The sequence below is a fragment of the Streptomyces longisporoflavus genome (assembly GCF_014649775.1).
Lineage (GTDB): Bacteria > Actinomycetota > Actinomycetes > Streptomycetales > Streptomycetaceae > Streptomyces > Streptomyces longisporoflavus.
Genome location: NZ_BMTR01000033.1, coordinates 16,186 through 35,439, shown reverse-complemented (window position 1 = coordinate 35,439; position 19,254 = coordinate 16,186). Strand labels below are relative to the sequence as shown.

The following is a 19,254-nucleotide window of genomic DNA, read 5'->3' as shown; positions in this document are numbered from 1 at the left end:
GCTGCCCGACGGCTGCGCGGCGCCTGCCCGACGGCTGCCCGTCGGCTGCCCCGTGGCTTCGCGGCGACAGTACGACGGCTGCCGGCGGCTGCCCGGAGACTCCCCACGGCTACGCGGCGACTGCCCGGCGACCGCCCGACGGCTGCCCGGCGACTCCCCACGACTACGCGGCGACTGCCCGCCGACAGCACGACGCCTGCCCGACGAGCGCCCGGCAACCGCCCGACGGCTGCCCGGAGACTCCCCACGGCTACCCGGCGACAGCCCGCCGACAGCACGACGACTGCCCGACGAGCGCCCGGCGAGCGCCCGGCAATCGCCCGACGGCTGCCCGGAGACTCCCCACGGCTACCCGGCGACTGCCCGTCGACAGCACGACGGCTACCCGGCAGCTGCCCCGTGGCTGCGCGGCGACAGCCCGGCGGCTGCCCGGCGGCTGCCCGGCGACTCCCCATGGCTGCCGGTGGCTGCCCGACGAGCGCCCGGCAACTGCCCGATGGCTGCCACTCCCCATGGCTGCGCGGCGACTGCCCGGCAGCTGCCCGGGGCTGCCCGGGGCTGCCCGATGGCAGCACGGCGGCGGCGCGGCGGCGGCGCGGCGCCGGCCCGGTTACCGTCTGGTGGCTGCCCGGTGGCAGCGCGGCGGCTGTGACCATCGCACGATTCACTCGTTTGAACGTGGTCAGGACGCAACGTCGTCAGCCTTTGGAAGGCTTTTGATCGATGAGCACATCGCAGCGGCGCTCGGCGAGAGTGTCCGGGCGGGTGGCCCTTGACCAGGCCGAAGCCGTCATCGTCGACCAGTACACCCGGCTCGTACGCCTCGCCTACCTCACACTCCCCCACACCCTCACCAGGCACAGGCGGGTCCTCGTCGCGCACGCGCTGGTACAGCGCGCCCTGCCCGGATTCCGCATAGCGCGAGCAAGCCGGCGCGTGCCGGGGCAGCGCAGGGGCGCACCCGACCCGGCACTGGCGCGCACGCGAGCGAGCGTCCTGCGCGCGGCACTCGCCCATGACCGCCGTCCGCGCGGCTGGCCGGGCTTCCTGCCGCCTCCCCGCACGCTGCGCCCCATGCTTCCGGTGGTCTGGGGGCTACGGCTCTTCCCCCGCGCGGGCGGCGGCGAGGAGATCGCGCTGGGGCAGGTCCTCTCGGAGGCTCCCGCAGCCGCCCGTGCGGCATTCGTGCTGCTCCAGGTCGAGGGCCTGTCCCGCCCCGAGGTGAGCGAACTGCTCACCGCCGCCGGTGTGCCCGGGCCGGAACTGGCGCTGGACACCGCCGCCGGCCTTGAGACGAGCGCGGGCGTGGCGACACAAGCGCTGCTGACTTCGCGGGAGTTCGACGCCTGCTCCGTACAGACCCGCCCCACCGATCTGCTGCGCCGCAGACGCCGGTTCCAGCTCGCCTGGCTCAGCGCGGGCATCGTCGCCCTCTGTTGTGCCGTACTGCTCACCGCCGTCGGGAGCTCCCCCTCGGACCAGCCCGCCCTGACAGTGGACGTCAGCCCCGCGATCAGCGCCGACCGGTTGGTCCGCACCCCGCGTGACGTGTGGGCCGACACCTCGCGCGTCGACTTCACCGCGTGGCCCGCACGCGGCACACGTGTCTCGGACACCGCGCTGATCACCCGCGCCCTCGCCACATGGACCGACCCGCCGCGCGGGACCCGGGTCAGGGTCGCGGAGGCCACCAGTGACGAACAGCCGCCGGGCAACACCCAGTTGCTGTACGCGGGTGATGTCGGCGGGGAGGCGGTCGTACTGTTCCACGACGGCCGGCGCGTCGTCCGCTACGGCGAACCGCCCTCTCCTCTGGACCCCGCCTCCCTGGACATCTCCCGCGCCGACGAGGCCGACGTGACCACGGCAGCCTCGCTCGTCGTCAGCCGCGGGGAAGGCAAGGTCCGCTACCTCACCGCCCCCTGGATCGCCGAGGCACAGACACGCGACCTGCTGGACCCCGACTCCCCCGGCCGTCCGCTCGACGTGTCCGACGAGGGCGTCACCGATGCCGTCCCTGAACTACCGGGCAAGGGAGCATGCGACAGCCTGCCGGTGCTGCAGCTGCGCTCCTCCAGCAAGATCGTGGAGAAGCACGCCTTCCTCGTCGCCGACCTGGGCGGCCTCACTCCCGTACATCTCAGCTACACACCCCTGCCCGGCACCGGCGCACCCCCGCGCCAGCCCCGCGAGGCCACCAGCACGGCGGCGTTGGAGAGTTGGGCCCGCACCGGGTGCCGGCTCCCCGGGATGCGGCAGAGCGGGGTACGGGCCGTGAACCAGTGGGACTTCGCCGAGCAGGACCTGCCCGAGCGAGGAGGCGGGGCGGTGTGGTCCTGCACCCGCGCCTCCACCTGGCGCGGCCCCGGCAGCGTCCTCGTGCAGTTCCGCACCTCCAAGGAGTCCGCCACCGCGCCGGCGAAGATCGTCGGACGAGCACGCTCGACCGCGGCCTGCAGCCGGTTCGGCCAGCACATCGTGGCCAGCACCCCCTGGACGGCGGGCTCCGGGCGCCACTACCTCCTCGCCGCCGGCAGCCGCGAGGTCACCGGGATCGACGTGACGGGTGACATCGAGGCGGACAAGAAGGGCGGCACCTTGGCCGTCAAGGCTCCCGAGAGCCCTGAGGTGACCGTGCGGGCGAGGCTGAAGGACGGTGAGATCCTGGACGAGGTCGGCTCGCGCCCCTAGGCGGGCCGGCCGGTCGCCGACATGTCGAGGAGACCCTGTGCCCTTCCGCGAAGACCACCGCCCGGCGCTCGTGCCGAGAGGACCACTCGTGCGGAGAGGACCGCTCGTGCCGCGAGGACCGGTCGACAAACCGCTCGCCGCCGTGCTCATGCTGCACGGCGGGCGGGAGCACGGGATCGACGCGCCCCCGCCGTGGAATCTGCCGGGCGCGCGGCTGCGTCTTTTCGAGGGCGCCATCCGCCGGTCCACGGCGGGCGGCGGCGTGCTGATCGGGCGGGTGCGCTATCGCCACCGCGGCTGGAACGGCGAACGGGAGGATGCGGCGCGGGACGCCAGCCGGGCCCTGCGAGAGCTCGAAGAACTTGCGGGTGACGTGCCGACCGTCCTCGTGGGGCATTCGATGGGTGCCCGCGCCGCGCTGCGGGCCGCCGGGGACCCGCTCGTACGCGGCGTGGTCGGCCTCGCTCCCTGGTGCCCCGCCGAGGACCCCGTGGAGCAGTTGCGCGGCCGTCGCGTGGCGCTGCTGCACGGCGACCGGGATCGTACGACCGACCCCCGGTCCTCCCTGGAATTCGCGGCCCGCGCCCGTGCCGCGGGCGCGGAGGCGGCCGGCGTTCCGATGGTCGGCAGTGACCACGCCATGCTGCGAGGGGCCGCCGCTTGGCACGAGTTGACCGCCAGGACAGTGGCCGGGTTTCTGGGCCTCGCCGAGCTACCGCCCGTGATCGCCGATCAATTCGCGGCCTTTCCGGAGCCGCCGAGGTAGCGGCCATCCTGCTTTCAACAGAAAGAATAGGAACCGGTTAACTGCGCCCCTTGCCATTCTGCGACCGAATCTGATCGGTATGTGTCCTATATGAATCAGCCGATCGCGGTAATGTGGAGAGGATTCCGTGAATTCCTCAACTGGAGCATGAACGCGGTTCTGTTGCTGGCATTGGGCGACCGTCGACAAGGGGGACAGTGGTTCCGTCGCCAGCGGGACATGTCTCCCGGTCCCTTGCGGCCGGCCCCTCACACCGTGCACGGAAGGGAGAGGCGGCATGACCGCCATGTCCGAAGGGCAGCGCGAGAAACGGCTGGCGTCCGCGTTAGGGGAGCTCGCCGCCCCACCGGTACGCGTCGTGAGCGCGACCGACGTCCTGCACACCCTGACGGAACACTGCGTGGACCTGCTTGACGTGTCGGCGTCCGGGGCTCTGCTCGACGTTCCGCACGGCCGCGGCGCGGAAGTTGTGGCCTCCGACGAGCACACCCGCGCGCTGGAACTCTTCGGTCTCGAATGGGACGAGGGCCCGTGCATGGACTGCTGCCGCTCCCCCCGTACTCGCATTTCCGAGACCCGCCTCGACGCGGGGGACGCCTGTCCGCGGTGGCCCCGGTTCACGCCGCGCGCCCTGCTCCTCGGCTTCACCTCGGTCGCCACCGTTCCGCTGCGCTACCAGGACACGGTGGTCGGCGCGCTCAGTCTCCTCCACGACCGTCAAAGACCCCTGGACGAAGGCGAGTTGCGACTTGCCCGCGCACTGGCAGACAGTGCCGCCGTCTGCGTGATCCAGCAGCAGGTCGTGCACGAACAGAGGACGCAGATCGCGCGAATCCAGAACTCCCTCGACTCCCGCATCGTCATCGAGCAGGCCAAGGGCTACCTCTCCAACTCCCGTGGCTGCACCGCGGATCAGGCGTACACGCGCATGCGGACGTACGCCCGGAACCGGCAGCTCAAGCTCTCCGACGTGGCCCACCAGGTCCTGAACGGCCAGGCCGGGGCGACGCTCCTCGATCCCGAGCGCTGATCCCGAGCGCTGAGCCCGCCCCCCGCGCTCAGCGGCTCTTGAGAGTGCGCCTGAGCAGGATGCCGAGTCCCACCAGGGTGATCGCGGCGACTCCGACGCCGAGCAGAGCGATGTCGCGTTGCCCGCTCTCGGCCAGCTCGTCGGGGTCGGAACCGGGATAGGTGGGAGAGGGGGATTCCGGGCCGCCACTGTCCGAAGGTGCGGGGGTGGGGGTGGGCTCCCGTGTCGTAGTGGGGGTGGGATCGTCCGTGGGCTCCGGATCGTCCGTGGGCGTCGGGGCATCTGTGGGTGTGGGCGCGGGGTCGTCTGTGGGCGTGGGCGTCGGTTCATCTGTCGGCGAGGGCGTCGGGTCGTCTGTGGGGGCCGGGGTGGGATCGTCCGTCGGCGTCGGCGTCGGGTCATCCGTGGGCGTAGGAGTCGGATCGTCCGTCGGCGTCGGCGTCGGATCGTCCGTCGGGCTCGGCGTCGGCGTCGGATCGTCCGTCGGGCTCGGCGTCGGCGTCGGATCATCCGTCGGCGTAGGGGACGGATCATCCGTCGGCGTAGGCGTCGGAGTACCGGCCGGGGTGACGTCCGTAGTGGCGCAGGAGCGGTTGTTCTCGGTGTTGTTCTCCCGCGAACCGGTGTACACCTGGGCGCAGTTGGTGATGGTCTGGCCGGCAGCTTCGGGCTTGGCCCGCATCGTGACGGTGAACGTGCGCGTCTCGTCCGGGCCCAGCGTACGAAGCGGGCAGGTGATGGTGAGACCGGAGTCCGGGCACTCCTCGGGGCGCTCCACGATGGAGGAGAGGTTGCCGTCCGTGGGGTCCTGCACGGTGACGTCGACGGCGTTGGACGGGCCGTGGTTGGTCACTGTCACGGTGAAGGTGTAGGTGCCGTCGGCCTCGACCACCGGGGTCGCCGTCTTGGTGATCTCCACGTCCGTCAGGGTGGCGGCCTGCGAGATCAGGGTGGTGGAAGCCTGCGACGAGCCGTCCTGGCGGACCTCGGCCTGGTTCCTGATGTTGGTCCCGTCGGAGAGGGACGGATCGACGGAGACCGGGATACGGAACTCGCGTGTGCCGCCCGCCGGGACCGTGACGCCCGAGCCTCCGCAGGTGACCGTCCGGCCCTGCGCCGCGCAGGAGTCAGGAAGGTCTCCGACGCTCACCCCCTCCCCCAGTTCGTCGGTCACCGTGACACCCGAGGCGTCCTGGTCACCGCTGTTCGTCACGGTCACGGTGTAGACGGCGTCGTCGCCGATGACCAGTGGATCCGGCGTCACCGACTTCGAGATCTGCAGATTGGGCGCCGCCGCCCGGACACCCATTCCGGCGGCCCCACCGTGAATCGCCTGCCCACCGGGAATGGCCTGCCCGACGGGAATGGCTTGCCCCGTGGAGGCGACTGCGGACATCACCACCGCGGCGGAAATCGTCGCTCCGCGGCTCAGTTTCGCAAGCCTCACGTGTACCTCTCGCTCGGGGGATCTCATGCGTGGGTCTCTCGTTCCGGGCAGCCCTGAGTGCGAGAGGTTTTACGGCACTACATATAGACGGATAATTCGCAACTTGGGTAGCGACACTCCAGGAGCCCGACCGGAAAGGCGTACTCCTCGTCCGGCGGGACCAAACCCGGCCCCGCGCTGGCAGATCTCCCCGGGAGAAGGATGAACACACAGGTCAGAGCCGGTGCACGAGATCCGCTGAGTGGCGCAATACTCCGGCAACACCACGGCCGGGGCGGCATCGGTATGGTCCCTCGCATGCCAGCCGAACGTATCCGCGAGCACACTGTGCCGGTCGCCGCCGCACGACGGCGCCGCCTGCGCGCGGACCAGGCACGGCAGCTCGCCGACCTGTTGCGTCACCAGGTGCGCACCGGGGGCTTTCCCGGCGGTGTGCTGCCGCTGGAGGGCGCGATCGGCCACGACTACCGCGTCTCCCGGAACACCGTCCGGCAGGCGCTGGATCTGCTCCGTACGGAAGGGCTGCTCGAACGGCAGCCCGGTGTCGGCACCGTAGTGGTGTCCGAGAAGTACCCGCACGGCCTCGACCGGCTGCAGGGCCTCGCCGAGACCCTGCACGAACACGGCGACGTCACCAACGAAGTCCGTACGGTCGGCCCTGTCCCCGCGCCCGCACCCGTGGCCCGGCGGCTCGGCCTCGTGGAGCACGCCGACGTGCTCTACATCGAGCGGCTGCGCAGACTGAACGGCCTGCCGCTGTCACTCGATCTCACCTACATCCCGATGGACGTCGGCGCCGGCCTCATCGGCTGCGACCTGGAGAACACAGACGTGTTCCGGCTGCTCGAAACCCTGACGGGGCAGCCGCTCGGCACCGCCGAGATCACCCTGGAGGCCGTCAACGCCGACGTGCACTCCGCCGCCGTTCTCGAAGCCCCGCGCGGTGCCGCCGTGCTCATGCTCGAACGACTCACCTCGCTGTCCGACGGACGCCCCGTGGACCTGGAGTTCATCCGCTTCCGCGGTGACCGCATCGCCATGAGCGGGCTGCTGCACCGCACCCTCTGACCTTCCGCGCCCTCTGAGACCTTTCGCACCTTCCACACTTTCCGTACCTTCTGCTTTTCCCCGCCACCTCTTTCCGGGAGACAGCCATGCCTCTGGCCCCCCAGCGCGCCGACGTGCCCGTGACCATCGACGAGTCGAAGTGCATCGACGGCTGCACGCTCTGCGTCGACATGTGTCCGCTCGACTCGCTCGCGATCAACCCGGAGAGCGGCAAGGCCTTCATGCACGTCGACGAGTGCTGGTACTGCGGGCCGTGCGCGGCCCGCTGCCCCACGGACGCGGTCACGGTCAACATGCCCTACCTGCTCCGGTGAAGCCACCGACGAAGGCCGCCGAAGGCCGAGAGGTTCCCACTCCCATGAAACGCACGGCACTCAACTACAGCCTGGCAGTCCTCCTGATGGTCCCGCCGGCGGGCTGTGGCGGGGCGAGCGCGGACGACTCCGGCACCATCACCGTCACCATCGGCTATCAGTCCAAGACCATCAACACCGTCACCGCAGGCACGCTGCTGCGCTCGCTCGGCTACTTCGAGCGCGAGCTCGCCGCGCGCGGCAAACGCGAGGGTGTCACCTACAAGGTCAAGTGGCAGGACTACGCCACCGGCGCGCCGATCACCGCGCAGATGACGGCCGGGAAGATCGACATCGGTTCGATGGGCGACTTTCCGCTGCTGATCAATGCCGCCCGCGGCACCCAGCTGAATCGGCCGACGAAGCTCGTGTCGGTCACGGGCTACAACCTCCGCGGCGGCCTCAACACCATTGTTACGGCTCCGGATTCGAAACTTTCGTCGCTGGCCGACCTGCGTGGCAAGAAGGTCTCGACGAGCGTCGGCTCGGCCGCGGACGGCACTCTCGTACGGGCGCTGCGGCGGGCGGGCATCGACCCCGAGGAGGACATCAGCAAGCTCAACCAGCAGCCGGCGGTCGGCGCCTCCGCTCTCCAGGCGGGCAGCGCCGACGCGCTCTCGCAGTTCGTGGCGTGGCCGGGTCTTCTCGCCTACCAGGGCCGGGCCAAAGCGCTGTACGACGGCGCGGAACTGAAGCTGCCGACCTTCCACGGAGTCACCGCGCGCGAGGACTTCGCGAAGAAGCGGCCCGGCGTCCTGGAGGACTTCCTGCGCGCCCAGAACAAAGCGACCGGCTACCTCAACAAGCGCCCGGTCGCCGCGGCCGAGTCGGTGGCCGAGGCCACCGGGCTGCCCGCCGAGGTGGTCTACCTCTACAACGGCGCGCACGGCATCGCCACGTTCGACACCAGCATCAAGCCCGCGCTGGTGGCCGCGTTGAAGAAGGACGTGCCCGTGCTGAAATCGGCGAAGCTGGTGGGCGACGTGGACGTGGACGGCTTCGTCGACGAGCGGTACGTGAAGAAGGCGTACGGCGACGGGTACGCCTCCGCGCTGAGCGCCACCCCCGAACCGCCCCGCAGCCAGCTCTGGCTCAAGGGCGAGAGCAGGACCCGGTCCTTCGCCACCCCGGCGAAGATGCTGCGCCAAGCGGCGGCGCGGAAGGGCGAGGTACGGACGGCGTACGTCCCCGACACCACCACCGGCACTCCCTGGTTCGCCGACAAGGCGGTGTGGGTGGCGGACGGCAAGAAGCTGCTGCCCTTCGTCACCCCCTCCACCGCCGCTGCCTACACCGAGGCGCATCCGGGTTCTCGTACGCTCTCGTACAAGAAGGCGCTGGAGCAGGTGTCATGACGGTACGTCACCTCCTTCGCCTCCTGTCTCTCGTCGCCGCGCTCGGACTGTGGCAGCTCCTGACCGCGTTCGACGTGAGTGTGTGGCTGCGCTTCGAGCAGTTCCCGACGGTCGTCGACGTCGCGCGGGAGTTCGGGGAGCGCGTCGGCAGCGAGGCGTACTGGCAGGACCTCACCGACAGCCTCAGCCGGATCGTCACCGGCTTCGTGCTCGCGGCGGTCGCCGGGGTGGCCGCCGGCACGGCGATCGCCCGCTCGCGCCTGGCCGCCGACCTGCTCGGTCCCGTACTCGAAGTGCTGCGGCCCATACCGGCGATCGCCCTCGTGCCGGTGGCGATCCTGCTCTTCCCCAGCAACGAGCAGGGCATCGTCTTCATCACCTTCACCGCGGCGTTCTTCCCCGTCATGGTCTCCACGCGGCACGCGGTGCGCGCCCTGACCCCGGTGTGGGAGGAGGCGGTCCGCACGATGGGCGGCGGCCGGTGGCGCGTCCTCGGCTCGGTGGTCCTGCCGGGGGCGCTGCCGGGCATCCTCGGCGGGCTCTCGGTGGGCATCGGCGTCTCGTGGATCTGTGTGATCTCGGCGGAGATGATCTCCGGTGAGTACGGCGTGGGCTACCGCACCTGGCAGGACTACACGGTGGTCGACTACCCCGGCGTCCTCGTCGGGATGGTGACGATCGGTGCGCTCGGCTGGCTGACGTCGACTGCGGTGGAGGTCCTCGGCCGCCGTGTCACGCGGTGGCTCCCCCGGACGGAGTCCCGCGCCGAGGCACCGGCGCCGCGCCGCTCGCCGTCGTGGGGCCGGTCACTGGCCGGGGCTGCGGACCCCGGCCCCCTCACCTCGACGAAGGAGGCATGAGCCATGACCACTCCCCCCGAGACCACCACCGCCTCCACCGCCCCCGCCCCCGTCCTCGCCCCGCCCCGCGGCACCCGGCTCACGCTGCGCGACGCGTCGATCGGACGGCAGGGCACCCCCGTACTCGAAGGGCTCGCACTGGACATCGCCCCCGGCGAGATCCTCACCGTCGTCGGCCCTTCCGGGTGCGGGAAGTCCACCCTCCTGCGTACCCTCGCCGGACTGCTGCCGCCGCTCGCCGGGGAGGTCGACCGGGACGGCATCCCCATCACCGGGCCGGACGCCGAGCGGGCACTGATCTTCCAGGACGACGCGCTGCTGCCCTGGCGCACCCTGCGGGCCAACGTCGAACTGCCCCTGGCCATCAAGGGGGTGGGGCGCAGGGAGCGTCGCGCCAGGGCCGAGGGCTGGCTGGAGCGGGTCGGCCTCGACGGACACGGCGCCAGGCTGCCGCACCGCGTATCGGGCGGGCAGCGGCAGCGGGTCCAGCTCGCCCGCGCGCTGGCGGGCGAACCGCGGGCCGTCCTCATGGACGAACCGTTCGGCGCGCTCGACGCGCAGACCAGAGCCGGGATGCAGCAGCTCCTCGCCGAGGTCCTCCGCGGCACGGGCGCGACCGTCGTCTTCGTCACCCATGACGTGGACGAGGCGCTCTTCCTCGGCGATCGCGTCGCCCTCCTCGGTACGGGCACCGGCCGTGTCCCCCACGTACTCGACGTGCCGCGCCCCCGCGACCGTACGGCCCACGACGACCCCGCCACCGTCGAGCTGCGCCGCACCGTCCTGACGTCCCTCGGCACCTGAACCTCGGCACCTGAGAGGCCACTTCCATGCAGATCCCCGCAGTCACCGACGCCATCGAGCTCTCCTGCGACGTCCTCGTCATCGGCGGCGGTACGGCCGGCACGATGGCGGCGCTCACCGCGGCCGAGCAGGGCCGGGACGTCCTGCTCCTGGAGAAGGCGCACGTCCGCCACTCCGGTGCGCTCGCCATGGGCATGGACGGCGTCAACAACGCCGTGATCCCCGGCCGCGCCGAACCCGACGACTACGTCGCCGAGATCACCCGCGCCAACGACGGCATCGTCGATCAGTCCACGGTCCGCCAGACCGCCACCCGCGGCTTCTCGATGGTGCGGCGCCTGGAGTCGTACGGCGTGAAGTTCGAGAAGGACGAGCACGGCGAGTACGCGGTGCGCCAGGTGCACCGCTCCGGCTCGTACGTCCTGCCCATGCCCGAGGGCAAGGACGTCAAGAAGGTCCTCTACCGGCAGTTGCGCCGCCGCGAGATGCGCGAGCGCATCCGCATCGAGAACCGCGTGATGCCGGTGCGGGTGCTGACGGCGGAGGGCAGGGCCGTGGGCGCGGTCGGATTCAACACGCGTACGGGAGAGTTCGTGACCGTACGCGCGGGCGCGGTGATCCTGGCGACGGGAGCGTGCGGCCGGCTCGGCCTGCCCGCGAGCGGTTACCTCTACGGCACCTACGAGAACCCCACCAACGCGGGCGACGGCTACGCGATGGCCTACCACGCAGGCGCCGAGCTCACCGGCATCGAGTGCTTCCAGATCAACCCGCTGATGAAGGACTACAACGGCCCCGCCTGCGCCTACGTCGCCAACCCGTTCGGCGGCTACCAGGTCAACCGGCACGGCGAGCGCTTCGTCGACTCCGACTACTGGTCGGGCCAGATGATGTCGGAGTTCGCCGCCGAACTCGATTCCGACCGCGGGCCGGTGTATCTCAAGCTCAGCCACCTGCCGGAGGAGTCCATCAGCGCCCTGGAGGGCATCCTGCACTCCACCGAGCGGCCGACACGAGGCACCTTCCACGCCAACCGCGGCCACGACTACCGCACCCACGACGTCGAGATGCACATCTCCGAGATCGGCCTGTGCGGCGGCCACTCGGCGTCGGGTGTCCGCGTGGACGAGCACGCGCGGACCACCGTGCCCGGTCTCTACGCCGCCGGGGACCTGGCCTGCGTCCCGCACAACTACATGATCGGCGCCTTCGTCTTCGGTGATCTGGCGGGCGCGGACGCCTCCCGGTTCAGTGCGTACGAGGGCGAGTTGCCCGCCGCGCAGGTGCGCGAGGCGCACGATCTGGTCTACCGCCCGCTGCGCCATCCCGACGGCCCTCCGCAACCGCAGGTGGAGTACAAACTGCGCCGCTTCGTGAACGACTACGTGGCCCCGCCCAAGTCGGGTGCCCGGCTCTCGCTGGCCGTCGACCACTTCGAGCGGATGCGCGGCGAGATCGACGGGATGGGCGCCAAGACCCCGCACGAGCTGATGCGCTGCGCCGAGGTGAGCTTCATCCGGGACTGCGCCGAGATGGCGGCCCGCTCGTCCCTTGCCCGCACGGAGTCCCGGTGGGGGCTCTACCACGAGCGCACGGATCACCCGCAGCGTGACGACGACGGCTGGCTGCACCATCTGGACCTGCGCAAGTCGCCCTCGGGAGCGATGGAGTTCACGGCGCGGCCCGTGGAGCCCTACCTGGTCCCGGTCGAGGAGTTCACACCGGTCGGCGGCGCCGCACGTCATCTGGGCGAGGTGCACCCGCAGAACGTGGCCACCGCCGGGGAGCGCGACCTCGCCCCGGTCGGTTCCGGCGCCCGCGCGGGCGCAGACACTCCACGCGGCGCCTCCGCCGCCTCCCACTCCCCGCGCATCCTGGAACTGCTCTCCCTCGCCGACGACGAGCCCGAACTCCCGCTACTGCGGCCCTTCTTGAGCGACCCGGACCCCGCGGTGCGCCGGGCGGCCGTGGCCACGCTCACCGAAACAGTTCCCGCGGGCACGGGCCCGGCACTCGCCGAGACCCTCGCGGACCCGGACCCCGGCGTGCGCGCCGCCGCTGCCGCCTCGCTTCTCGAACTGGTCGAAGTCCTGCCCCCGGACAGGGACTTGTCCCGTGGCCTGCATACCGCCCTCGCCCACGAAGACGCACTGATCCGGGCGACCGCCCTCGACGTCCTGCGGGCCCTGCGCCTCGGCGGGGAGGCCGCCTACGCCCGCGCGCTCTCCGACCCGGCCATCGAGGTCCGTATCGCCTCGGTCCGCGCCCTGGTCTCGGTCGGCGCCCTCGACGCCATCGCCCGCGCGGGCGCCGACCCGGCCCGCGAGGTCCGCGTCACGGTGGCCCGCGGCCTCGAGAGCCCCGAGGCGCTCGCGCCCCTGCTCCACGACACGGACGTCCTGGTCCGTGCCGCCGCGCTCACCACCCTGGCCACCGCGGGCTGCCCCGCCCCGTACGACGAGACGGCGCTCGACGCCCTGGCCGCCCCGTCCTGGCAGGTCCGCGCGGGCGCTGCGGCCGCACTCGGCGCGGCTGCTCCCGCACGCGCCGTCCCCGCCCTGGCCAAGGCACTCGGCGATCCCAACGCAGACGTCCGCAAGGCCGCGGTCCTCGCCCTCCTCGAACACGCGACGAGCGAGGAGGCCCGCGCGGCACTGGCCACCGGGGTCCTGGACCCGGACGCCGACGTGCGCGCCTACGCGGCCCGAGCGGCGGCGCCCGCCTGACCGACCGGCGGCCCCGCTCATCGCCCCAGTTGCTCCCGGCACAGCGCCACGGTCGCGGGGTCGGCCACGCCGTTCGCCATCCGGCACACGATCTTGCCGTCGTACGTCTGCCGCGGGCGCACGGGACGCGGTGTCACCGGTTCGGGGCGGCGCTGGGGCTGCTGGGTCACGGGCCGGGGCGGCGCCGGTGTGCGGCGGACGGGGGGAACGGGGGGACGTGGCGGGGTCTGCGCCGGGTGCCGGTAGTCGACGGCGGCGGGCTTCTTGGGGGCCGGCGTCTTCGACCGGGGGCTCTGCGCCTTCGCCGGCTTCGGCTTCCGCGTGCTGCTCTTCACCAACGCGTCACGCGCCGAGGGCTGCACGGCAGGCGGTGTGCGGGGCCCGGAGAGCGACGGGGGGCCGCCGCCCGCCGGCGCCGGCGGCTGGCGGGGCGGCAGCCGGTCCGGCGGCGTCACGGAGGTGCACCCGGCGGTGGTCAGCAGGGCGAGGGTTACGAGGGTCACGATCCGGCGTTGCACGCGGCCACTCTCCCCCATCACCGGGCGGAAACCGGGACCGTCGCGGCCGGGCCACCGGTCCGGGTGGTCCGGGGTGCGACCGGTCGACGCCGCTTGGTCCGACTGGCCCAGTGGCACGCTCCGTGCGCGCGGGTGGGTGTACCGCGGTTGTGCCCGCTCCGTGGGCGGCGGATTCTGTAGGGAATGAACGGGGCTGGTGTGGCGCCATGACGGCATGGAACGCGGAGCAAAGAACTGACTTTCGTAGCCCCCTCGACGTCACCAGGGCGGCCACGGCGGTCGTCGACGTACGGGACACGGTCGTCGGCTGGAGCCCTGCCGCGGAGCGGCTCCTCGGCTACCGGCCGCAGGAGATCATCGGCCGGCCCGTGGCCACGTTCCTGACGCCAGGACCGGCGCCCTCCGATCTCCCCGTCCCCGCCGAGCTGCGGAGCAACCAGATCCGCGTCGCCCGGCACCGGGACGGGCACGAGCTGAACGTCGCCATCGCGGTGTGCCCGCTGCCGGGCGCGGGGACGGTGGAGCGCGTTCTCGTCGCGACGGAGCTGAAGGACCTGCGGCTGTGGGAGTCCCGTCTCGCCCTGCTGCACGGCCTGACCACGCAGTCACCCGTGGGCCTGGCCATCTACGACACCGATTTGCGTCTGACCTGGTGCAACGCGGCGTACGAGAGGGAGATCGGACGGCCTTTCGCCGAGTTCCGCGGGCTACGGGCCGATGAGCTGTACTCCGAGGGCAAGTTCGTGAGCCAGGGGCATCCGCCGACCCTCGAAGCCGTCATGCGGCACGTCCTCGACACCGGGGAGTCCTTTCTGGACCTGCACTTCCAGGGGCGGCCGCCCAGCGACCCGGAGACGGACCACCTCTGGTCCTGCGCCTACTACCGGCTCCAGGACGCCGACGGACACGTCTTCGGGGTGTGCGAGGACGCCTACGACATCACTGATCGTTACCGGGCGCAGCGGCGGCTCGCCCTGCTCGTCGAGGCGGGTCGCGGCATCGGGAACGTCCTCGACGCACTGGCCACCGCCAACAAGATCACGGAGGTGGCGGTACCGGAGTTCGCCGCCGCGGTGACGGTCGACCTCGCGAGGGTGGTCCTCGCGGGCGGGGTGCCGGCCACCAGCGGCTCCGCGGCGGGCTCTCTCGTACGGGCCGCCCGCCGCCCGGCCGAGGAGGCCGGCCGCGCGACCGCGGACGACTCCCCCGAGGACGTGGAGTACCCGCCCGGCTCACCGCAGCAGCGCAGCCTCTCTTCCGGCCGAACGGTCCTGGACGGCAAGGTCCTGGTGGTGCCGCTGCGGGCCGGCAAGAGCACGCTCGGTCTGGTCACCTTCGTCCGCGACGCCGCTTCGGCCAGCTTCGACAGCGGCGAAGTGGCACTGGCCGACGAGTTGGTCGCCCGGACTGCCGTGTCCATCGACAACGCCCGCCGCTTCACCCGTGAACGCACCGCGTCCCTGGCCCTCCAGCGCCAGCTCCTGCCGCAGCACGTGCCGGAGCAGTCGGCGCTCGACGTGGCCCACCGCTACCTCCCCACGGACGACGTGACAGGTGTCGGCGGCGACTGGTTCGACGTCATCCCGCTGTCCGGGACCCGGGTGGGACTCGTGGTCGGCGACGTGGTCGGCCACGGCCTGCAGGCGGCGGCCACCATGGGGCGGCTGCGGACGACCGTGCGTGCCTTCGCCCAGATGGACATGGACCCCGTCGAGCTGCTCTCGCGCCTCGACGACCTGGTGGCGCAGGCGGCGGACGAGCAGCGCGGCGAGCTGGGAGCGCCCGACGGCAACTACGCCGACGTGACCACCGGGGCGACCTGTCTCTACGCGGTCTACGACCCGGTCACGCGGCGCTGCGTCATGGCCAGGGCCGGCCATCTGCCACCGGCGGTCGTCGACCCCGAGGGCCGGGTGTCCTTCCCGGACCTGCCCGCGGGCCCGCCGCTGGGCCTCGGCGGCCTGCCCTTCGAGTCGACGGAGCTCGAACTGCCGGTGGGCAGCCTCCTCGCCCTCTTCACCGACGGTCTGGTCGAGGCGCGCGACCGCGACATCGAGCGCGGCATGGAGACCCTCGGCCAGGTGCTCGGCGACCGGCACGCATCGCTCGAAGAGCTGTGCGACCGGGCCGTGGCGGAACTCCTGCCGGGCGGCTCGACGGCCGACGACACCGCGCTGCTGCTCGTGCGTACCCGCGAGCTGGGCAGTTCACGGGTCACCGAGTGGGAGCTGCCCGCGGAGCCGCTCGCCGCGGGCCGCGCCCGTGATCTGGCCACCGAGCAGCTGCACGACTGGGGCCTCGAAGAGCTGTCCTTCGCCACCGAACTCGTCGTCAGCGAGCTGGTCACCAACGCGGTCAGGTATGCCGCTGGCCCGGTCCACGTACGCCTCATCCGTGACCGCACCCTGCTGTGCGAGGTCGCCGACACGGGCCACACCTCACCGCACCTGCGCCACAGCGGCGAGGAGGACGAGGGCGGGCGCGGCCTGTTCATCGTCGCGCAGCTCGTCCAGCGGTGGGGTACGCGCTACACCCCCTCCGGCAAGACGATCTGGACCGAACAGGCCTTCCCCTCGACGGACTGAGACGGCCTCCTGCCGCTACGCCTGAAGTGCCTCGCCCATGTTCTCCGCGCGCCAGCGGCGCAGCAGTTCATGGAAGGCGACAGCGCCGTGCGGATAGGCCGTCGGGCCGTTCGGCCGGCCCCGCCCCTCGGCGTTGTAGTAACCGGGAGTGCACTCGGCGTGGAACCAGGCGTGGTCGGGGGCGTCCTGCGCGCAGACGCCGACCCAGGCGTCCTCGGCCTCGGGGGTGGGTTCCACGAGGGCGCCCTTCTCCCGCGCGGCGGCGACCAGGGCGGCGGCGTGCACGGCCTGCTCGTCCAGGATGTGCGTGTAGTTCACGCTGCTGGCATTTTGCAGCGAGCCCATCCGGATCAGGTTCGGAAAGCCCCGGCTGGTGAACCCGTGCAGGGTGCGCGGGCCCCGCTCGGCCCAGGAGTTCAGGAGTTGGACGCCGCCCCGGCCGGTCACCGGAAGCTGCCCTGACGTGATGCCGGAGACGCCCACGGAGAACCCGGTGGCGAACACCAGGCAGTCGACCTCGTACTCCACGCCGTCCACGACGACTCCGCGCTCGGTCATCCGCTCGATGCCGTGGGTGTCGGCCGTGTCGACGAGGGTGACGTTGTCGCGGTTGAAGGCGGGCAGGTACTTGTCGGAGAAGGTGGGGCGCTTGCACGCGTAGCGGTACCAGGGCTTGAGGGCCTCGGCGGTGGCGGCGTCGGTGACTTCGGCGGCCACGCGTGCCCGGATCTCGTTCATCGTGGCGTGGTCGGCGGCCTCGTAGGCGACCTCGAACTCAGGCTCTCCGTGGCGGCGGAAGCTGGGCAGGAGCTTCTCCAGGAGGGCCGCCGACGCGGTCCACCGGTCCGCGACCAGGTCCTGCTCGGCGTGTTCCCCGGAGCAGATCCGCAGGAAGTTCTCACGGCGTTCGGCGGCCCAGCCGGCCCGGTCCGCGCCGACCTCCGCCGGCGTCATGCGCCGCTGGCCGCGCACGTCCACGGCGGAGGGGGTGCGCTGGAAGACGTACAGGTGCCCGGCGTCCTCGGCCAGCATCGGAATGACCTGCACGCCGGTGGCGCCGGTGCCGACGACGCCGACCCGCTTTCCCGCCAGGCCCGTCAGGCCGCCGTCGGGGCTGCCGCCGGTGTACGCGTAGTCCCAGCGTGAGGTGTGGAAGGTGTGGCCCCGGTAGTCCTCGATGCCGGGGATGCCGGGCAGCTTGGGCTCCGAGAGCGTGCCGGTGGCGGTGACGACGTAGGTCGCCCGGAACGCGTCGCCCCGGTCGGTCGTGACCGTCCACTGCCGGGCCGCCTCGTCCCAGTCCAGGGACGTGACGGCGGTGGAGAACAGGGCGTGCTCGTACAGACCGAACTGTTCGGCGATGCGCACCGCGTGCCGGCGGATCTCCTCGCCGGGGGCGTACTTCCACTCGGGCACGTATCCGGTCTCGTCGAGCAGCGGCAGGTAGACGTGCGACTCGATGTCGCAGTGGATGCCCGGGTAGCGGTTCCAGTACCAAGTGCCGCCGAAATCACCGCCCTTGTCGATGATCCGCACCTTCGCCACGCCCTCCCGGCGCAGCCGCGCGCCCGCCAGGATCCCGCCGAACCCGCCGCCGACGACCGCGACGTCCACCACGTCGCGCAGCGGCTCGCGCTCCGCCACCTCACCGGCGTACGGGTCCGCGGCGAAGTAGCCGAACTCCGCCGCCGTGGCGCGGTACTGGCCCGTGCCCTCGGGGCGTACGCGGCGTTCCCGCTCCCGGCGGTAGCGCTCGCGCAGGGCGTCGGTCTCCTGCGGCGTCGGGGGGTTGGAGCAGTGCGGCAGAGGCATGGTGAGGCGTCCTCTCGTGGGGGTGCGTCCGGCTGCGCGCAGGCGTGATCACCGCCCTCGCCGGGGCGTCCCGCGCGGTCCCAGGTACCGTAACCCAGCAACCGGACACTGTTGTCCGGTTGGGGGGTCGTTCGCCCACGGCCCTCCCCAGCGCCCCGACCCGAAAGGCCCGCGATGTCGAACGTCACCCCCGCCTCCCCGCTGCGCGACTGGCTGGCGGAGCCCACCGCCGGGCAGGTCCTGCGCGGCATGCTGGCCGCACAGGGCCAGAGCGAGGAGGCCCTCGCCCCCGCCCTCGGGCTGCCGCTCGAGCAGCTGGTGAAGATGTCCGGCGGGAAGTTCCCGCCCGAGCTCGTGGACGTGCTGGTCACCGCCGCCGAGACCGGACAGCTCCCCGAAGGCCTGCCGACCGCGCCCCCGGCCAAGGCCGCCGCGTCAGTCGAACCCGACTCCGGCATCGAGATCGGTGCCCCCGAACCGTGGACCGAGCAGGTCACGCCCGGCCGTTTCGGCGGTCAGACCGTCGTCGTGACGGGCGCCGCTTCCGGCATCGGCAAAGCCGTCGCGTCCCGCATCGCGCGCGAGGGCGGCCGGGTGGTCGCCGTCGACGTCTCCGCCGACGGGCTGGCGGCGCTGGCCGCCGATCTCGGAGAGGCGGTCGTACCCGTCACCGCGGACATCACCGACCCCGCGTCCGCCGAGGCGGTGCTTGCCGCCGCGGACGGCCGCGTGCACGCCCTGGCGAACGTCGCGGGCGTGATGGACGACGACGCGGCCGTGCACGAGGTCGACGACACGACCTGGGACCGCGTCATGCGCATCAACGTCGAGGGACCGATGCGGCTGATGCGCGCCGCCGTGCCCGGCATGCTCGCCGCGGGCGGCGGCCGGATCGTCAACGTCGTCTCCGAGGCGGCCCTGCGCGGATCCGCCGCGGGCGCCGCCTACACCACCTCCAAGCACGCCCTGGTCGGCCTGACGTTGTCGTCGGCCTACCAGTACGCGGGCACCGGCGTGCAGATCAACGCCGTCGCCCCGGGTGCGGTGGCCACCGGCATCCCGGTGCCCGCCGCCGCCCCGTACGGCTCGGCCCGCACCGCGAAGATGCGCGTGGCGATACCGAGCCTGGCCATGGCGGAGGAGCTGGCCGCCTCGATCACGTTCCTGCTCAGCAGGGACTCGGTGAACATCAACGGCGCCGTCCTGCCTTCTGACGGCGGCTGGTCGGCGGCCTGACGG

14 protein-coding genes are annotated in these 19,254 nt (G+C 72.1%); 11 read left to right on the top strand and 3 right to left on the bottom strand.

Annotation, left to right across the window (positions count from 1 at the left end):
* Nucleotides 1–723: 723 nt before the first annotated feature.
* The 3 genes from IE226_RS37960 to IE226_RS37950 all read left to right on the top strand — a co-directional run bounded on the left by IE226_RS37960 (nt 724) and on the right by IE226_RS37950 (nt 4,487).
* Complete coding sequence (locus IE226_RS37960) at nt 724–2,691, top strand: hypothetical protein (protein WP_190086071.1); 1,968 nt, start codon at nt 724–726, stop codon at nt 2,689–2,691.
* A gap of 106 nt (nt 2,692–2,797) precedes the next feature.
* Nucleotides 2,798–3,457, top strand: a complete 660-nt coding sequence (locus IE226_RS37955; protein WP_373307102.1) for an alpha/beta fold hydrolase — start codon at nt 2,798–2,800, stop codon at nt 3,455–3,457.
* Nucleotides 3,458–3,734: 277 nt separating this feature from the next.
* The gene (locus IE226_RS37950; RefSeq protein ID WP_229871801.1) at nt 3,735–4,487 is read left to right on the top strand and encodes a GAF and ANTAR domain-containing protein; all 753 of its coding nucleotides are present in this window, start codon (nt 3,735–3,737) and stop codon (nt 4,485–4,487) included.
* Between the two features lie 28 nt (nt 4,488–4,515).
* On the opposite strand, the gene IE226_RS37945 is transcribed toward IE226_RS37950, so the two are convergent.
* Nucleotides 4,516–5,796, bottom strand: coding sequence for a COG1361 family protein (locus IE226_RS37945; RefSeq protein ID WP_190086070.1), 1,281 nt, complete (start codon nt 5,794–5,796; stop codon nt 4,516–4,518).
* A 435-nt stretch (nt 5,797–6,231) separates the two neighbouring features.
* On the opposite strand from IE226_RS37945, the gene IE226_RS37940 reads away from it, so the two are divergent.
* From IE226_RS37940 to IE226_RS37915, 6 genes are all read left to right on the top strand, one after another.
* Nucleotides 6,232–7,002: a GntR family transcriptional regulator gene (locus IE226_RS37940; protein ID WP_229871800.1), complete on the top strand. Its 771-nt coding sequence runs from the start codon at nt 6,232–6,234 to the stop codon at nt 7,000–7,002.
* An 86-nt stretch (nt 7,003–7,088) separates the two neighbouring features.
* A complete protein-coding gene (locus IE226_RS37935; RefSeq protein ID WP_190086068.1) occupies nt 7,089–7,316 on the top strand; it encodes a 4Fe-4S dicluster domain-containing protein in 228 nt (75 codons plus the stop codon).
* 44 nt (nt 7,317–7,360) lie between these two features.
* Nucleotides 7,361–8,710 carry an ABC transporter substrate-binding protein gene (locus IE226_RS37930; protein ID WP_190086067.1) on the top strand — a complete coding sequence of 450 codons (1,350 nt, stop codon included), beginning with the start codon at nt 7,361–7,363 and terminating at the stop codon, nt 8,708–8,710.
* Nucleotides 8,707–9,570 carry an ABC transporter permease gene (locus tag IE226_RS37925; RefSeq protein WP_190086066.1) on the top strand — a complete coding sequence of 288 codons (864 nt, stop codon included), beginning with the start codon at nt 8,707–8,709 and terminating at the stop codon, nt 9,568–9,570. The genes IE226_RS37930 and IE226_RS37925 overlap by 4 nt, the downstream gene beginning before the upstream one ends.
* A 3-nt stretch (nt 9,571–9,573) precedes the next feature.
* Nucleotides 9,574–10,374 (top strand): ABC transporter ATP-binding protein, encoded by an 801-nt coding sequence (locus IE226_RS37920; protein ID WP_190086065.1) that lies wholly within the window; start codon nt 9,574–9,576, stop codon nt 10,372–10,374.
* Between the two features lie 26 nt (nt 10,375–10,400).
* Complete coding sequence (locus IE226_RS37915; RefSeq protein ID WP_190086064.1) at nt 10,401–13,100, top strand: fumarate reductase/succinate dehydrogenase flavoprotein subunit; 2,700 nt, start codon at nt 10,401–10,403, stop codon at nt 13,098–13,100.
* A gap of 17 nt (nt 13,101–13,117) precedes the next feature.
* On the opposite strand, the gene IE226_RS37910 is transcribed toward IE226_RS37915, so the two are convergent.
* Nucleotides 13,118–13,603 (bottom strand): hypothetical protein, encoded by a 486-nt coding sequence (locus tag IE226_RS37910; RefSeq protein ID WP_190086063.1) that lies wholly within the window; start codon nt 13,601–13,603, stop codon nt 13,118–13,120.
* A gap of 221 nt (nt 13,604–13,824) precedes the next feature.
* Here IE226_RS37910 and IE226_RS37905 point away from each other — a divergent pair, with 221 nt between their 5' ends.
* The gene (locus IE226_RS37905; RefSeq protein ID WP_190086062.1) at nt 13,825–16,203 is read left to right on the top strand and encodes a SpoIIE family protein phosphatase; all 2,379 of its coding nucleotides are present in this window, start codon (nt 13,825–13,827) and stop codon (nt 16,201–16,203) included.
* A 15-nt stretch (nt 16,204–16,218) separates the two neighbouring features.
* On the opposite strand, the gene IE226_RS37900 is transcribed toward IE226_RS37905, so the two are convergent.
* Nucleotides 16,219–18,015, bottom strand: coding sequence for a flavin-containing monooxygenase (locus tag IE226_RS37900; protein ID WP_190086061.1), 1,797 nt, complete (start codon nt 18,013–18,015; stop codon nt 16,219–16,221).
* A gap of 174 nt (nt 18,016–18,189) precedes the next feature.
* Between IE226_RS37900 and IE226_RS37895 the strand changes: the two genes are divergently transcribed.
* The gene (locus tag IE226_RS37895; RefSeq protein WP_190086060.1) at nt 18,190–19,251 is read left to right on the top strand and encodes an SDR family NAD(P)-dependent oxidoreductase; all 1,062 of its coding nucleotides are present in this window, start codon (nt 18,190–18,192) and stop codon (nt 19,249–19,251) included.
* Nucleotides 19,252–19,254 lie beyond the last annotated feature (3 nt).

What these genes read in the sequence shown, in the direction of transcription:
- IE226_RS37945 (WP_190086070.1), bottom strand. Translation starts at nt 5,796, where the DNA reads ATGGGTGTCCGGGCGGCGGCGCCCAATCTGCAGATCTCGAAGTCGGTG.
- IE226_RS37905 (WP_190086062.1), top strand. Translation starts at nt 13,825, where the DNA reads ATGACGGCATGGAACGCGGAGCAAAGAACTGACTTTCGTAGCCCCCTC.
- IE226_RS37940 (WP_229871800.1), top strand. Translation starts at nt 6,232, where the DNA reads ATGCCAGCCGAACGTATCCGCGAGCACACTGTGCCGGTCGCCGCCGCA.
- IE226_RS37920 (WP_190086065.1), top strand. Translation starts at nt 9,574, where the DNA reads ATGACCACTCCCCCCGAGACCACCACCGCCTCCACCGCCCCCGCCCCC.
- IE226_RS37925 (WP_190086066.1), top strand. Translation starts at nt 8,707, where the DNA reads ATGACGGTACGTCACCTCCTTCGCCTCCTGTCTCTCGTCGCCGCGCTC.
- IE226_RS37900 (WP_190086061.1), bottom strand. Translation starts at nt 18,015, where the DNA reads ATGCCTCTGCCGCACTGCTCCAACCCCCCGACGCCGCAGGAGACCGAC.
- IE226_RS37895 (WP_190086060.1), top strand. Translation starts at nt 18,190, where the DNA reads ATGTCGAACGTCACCCCCGCCTCCCCGCTGCGCGACTGGCTGGCGGAG.
- IE226_RS37960 (WP_190086071.1), top strand. Translation starts at nt 724, where the DNA reads ATGAGCACATCGCAGCGGCGCTCGGCGAGAGTGTCCGGGCGGGTGGCC.
- IE226_RS37930 (WP_190086067.1), top strand. Translation starts at nt 7,361, where the DNA reads ATGAAACGCACGGCACTCAACTACAGCCTGGCAGTCCTCCTGATGGTC.
- IE226_RS37935 (WP_190086068.1), top strand. Translation starts at nt 7,089, where the DNA reads ATGCCTCTGGCCCCCCAGCGCGCCGACGTGCCCGTGACCATCGACGAG.
- IE226_RS37950 (WP_229871801.1), top strand. Translation starts at nt 3,735, where the DNA reads ATGACCGCCATGTCCGAAGGGCAGCGCGAGAAACGGCTGGCGTCCGCG.
- IE226_RS37915 (WP_190086064.1), top strand. Translation starts at nt 10,401, where the DNA reads ATGCAGATCCCCGCAGTCACCGACGCCATCGAGCTCTCCTGCGACGTC.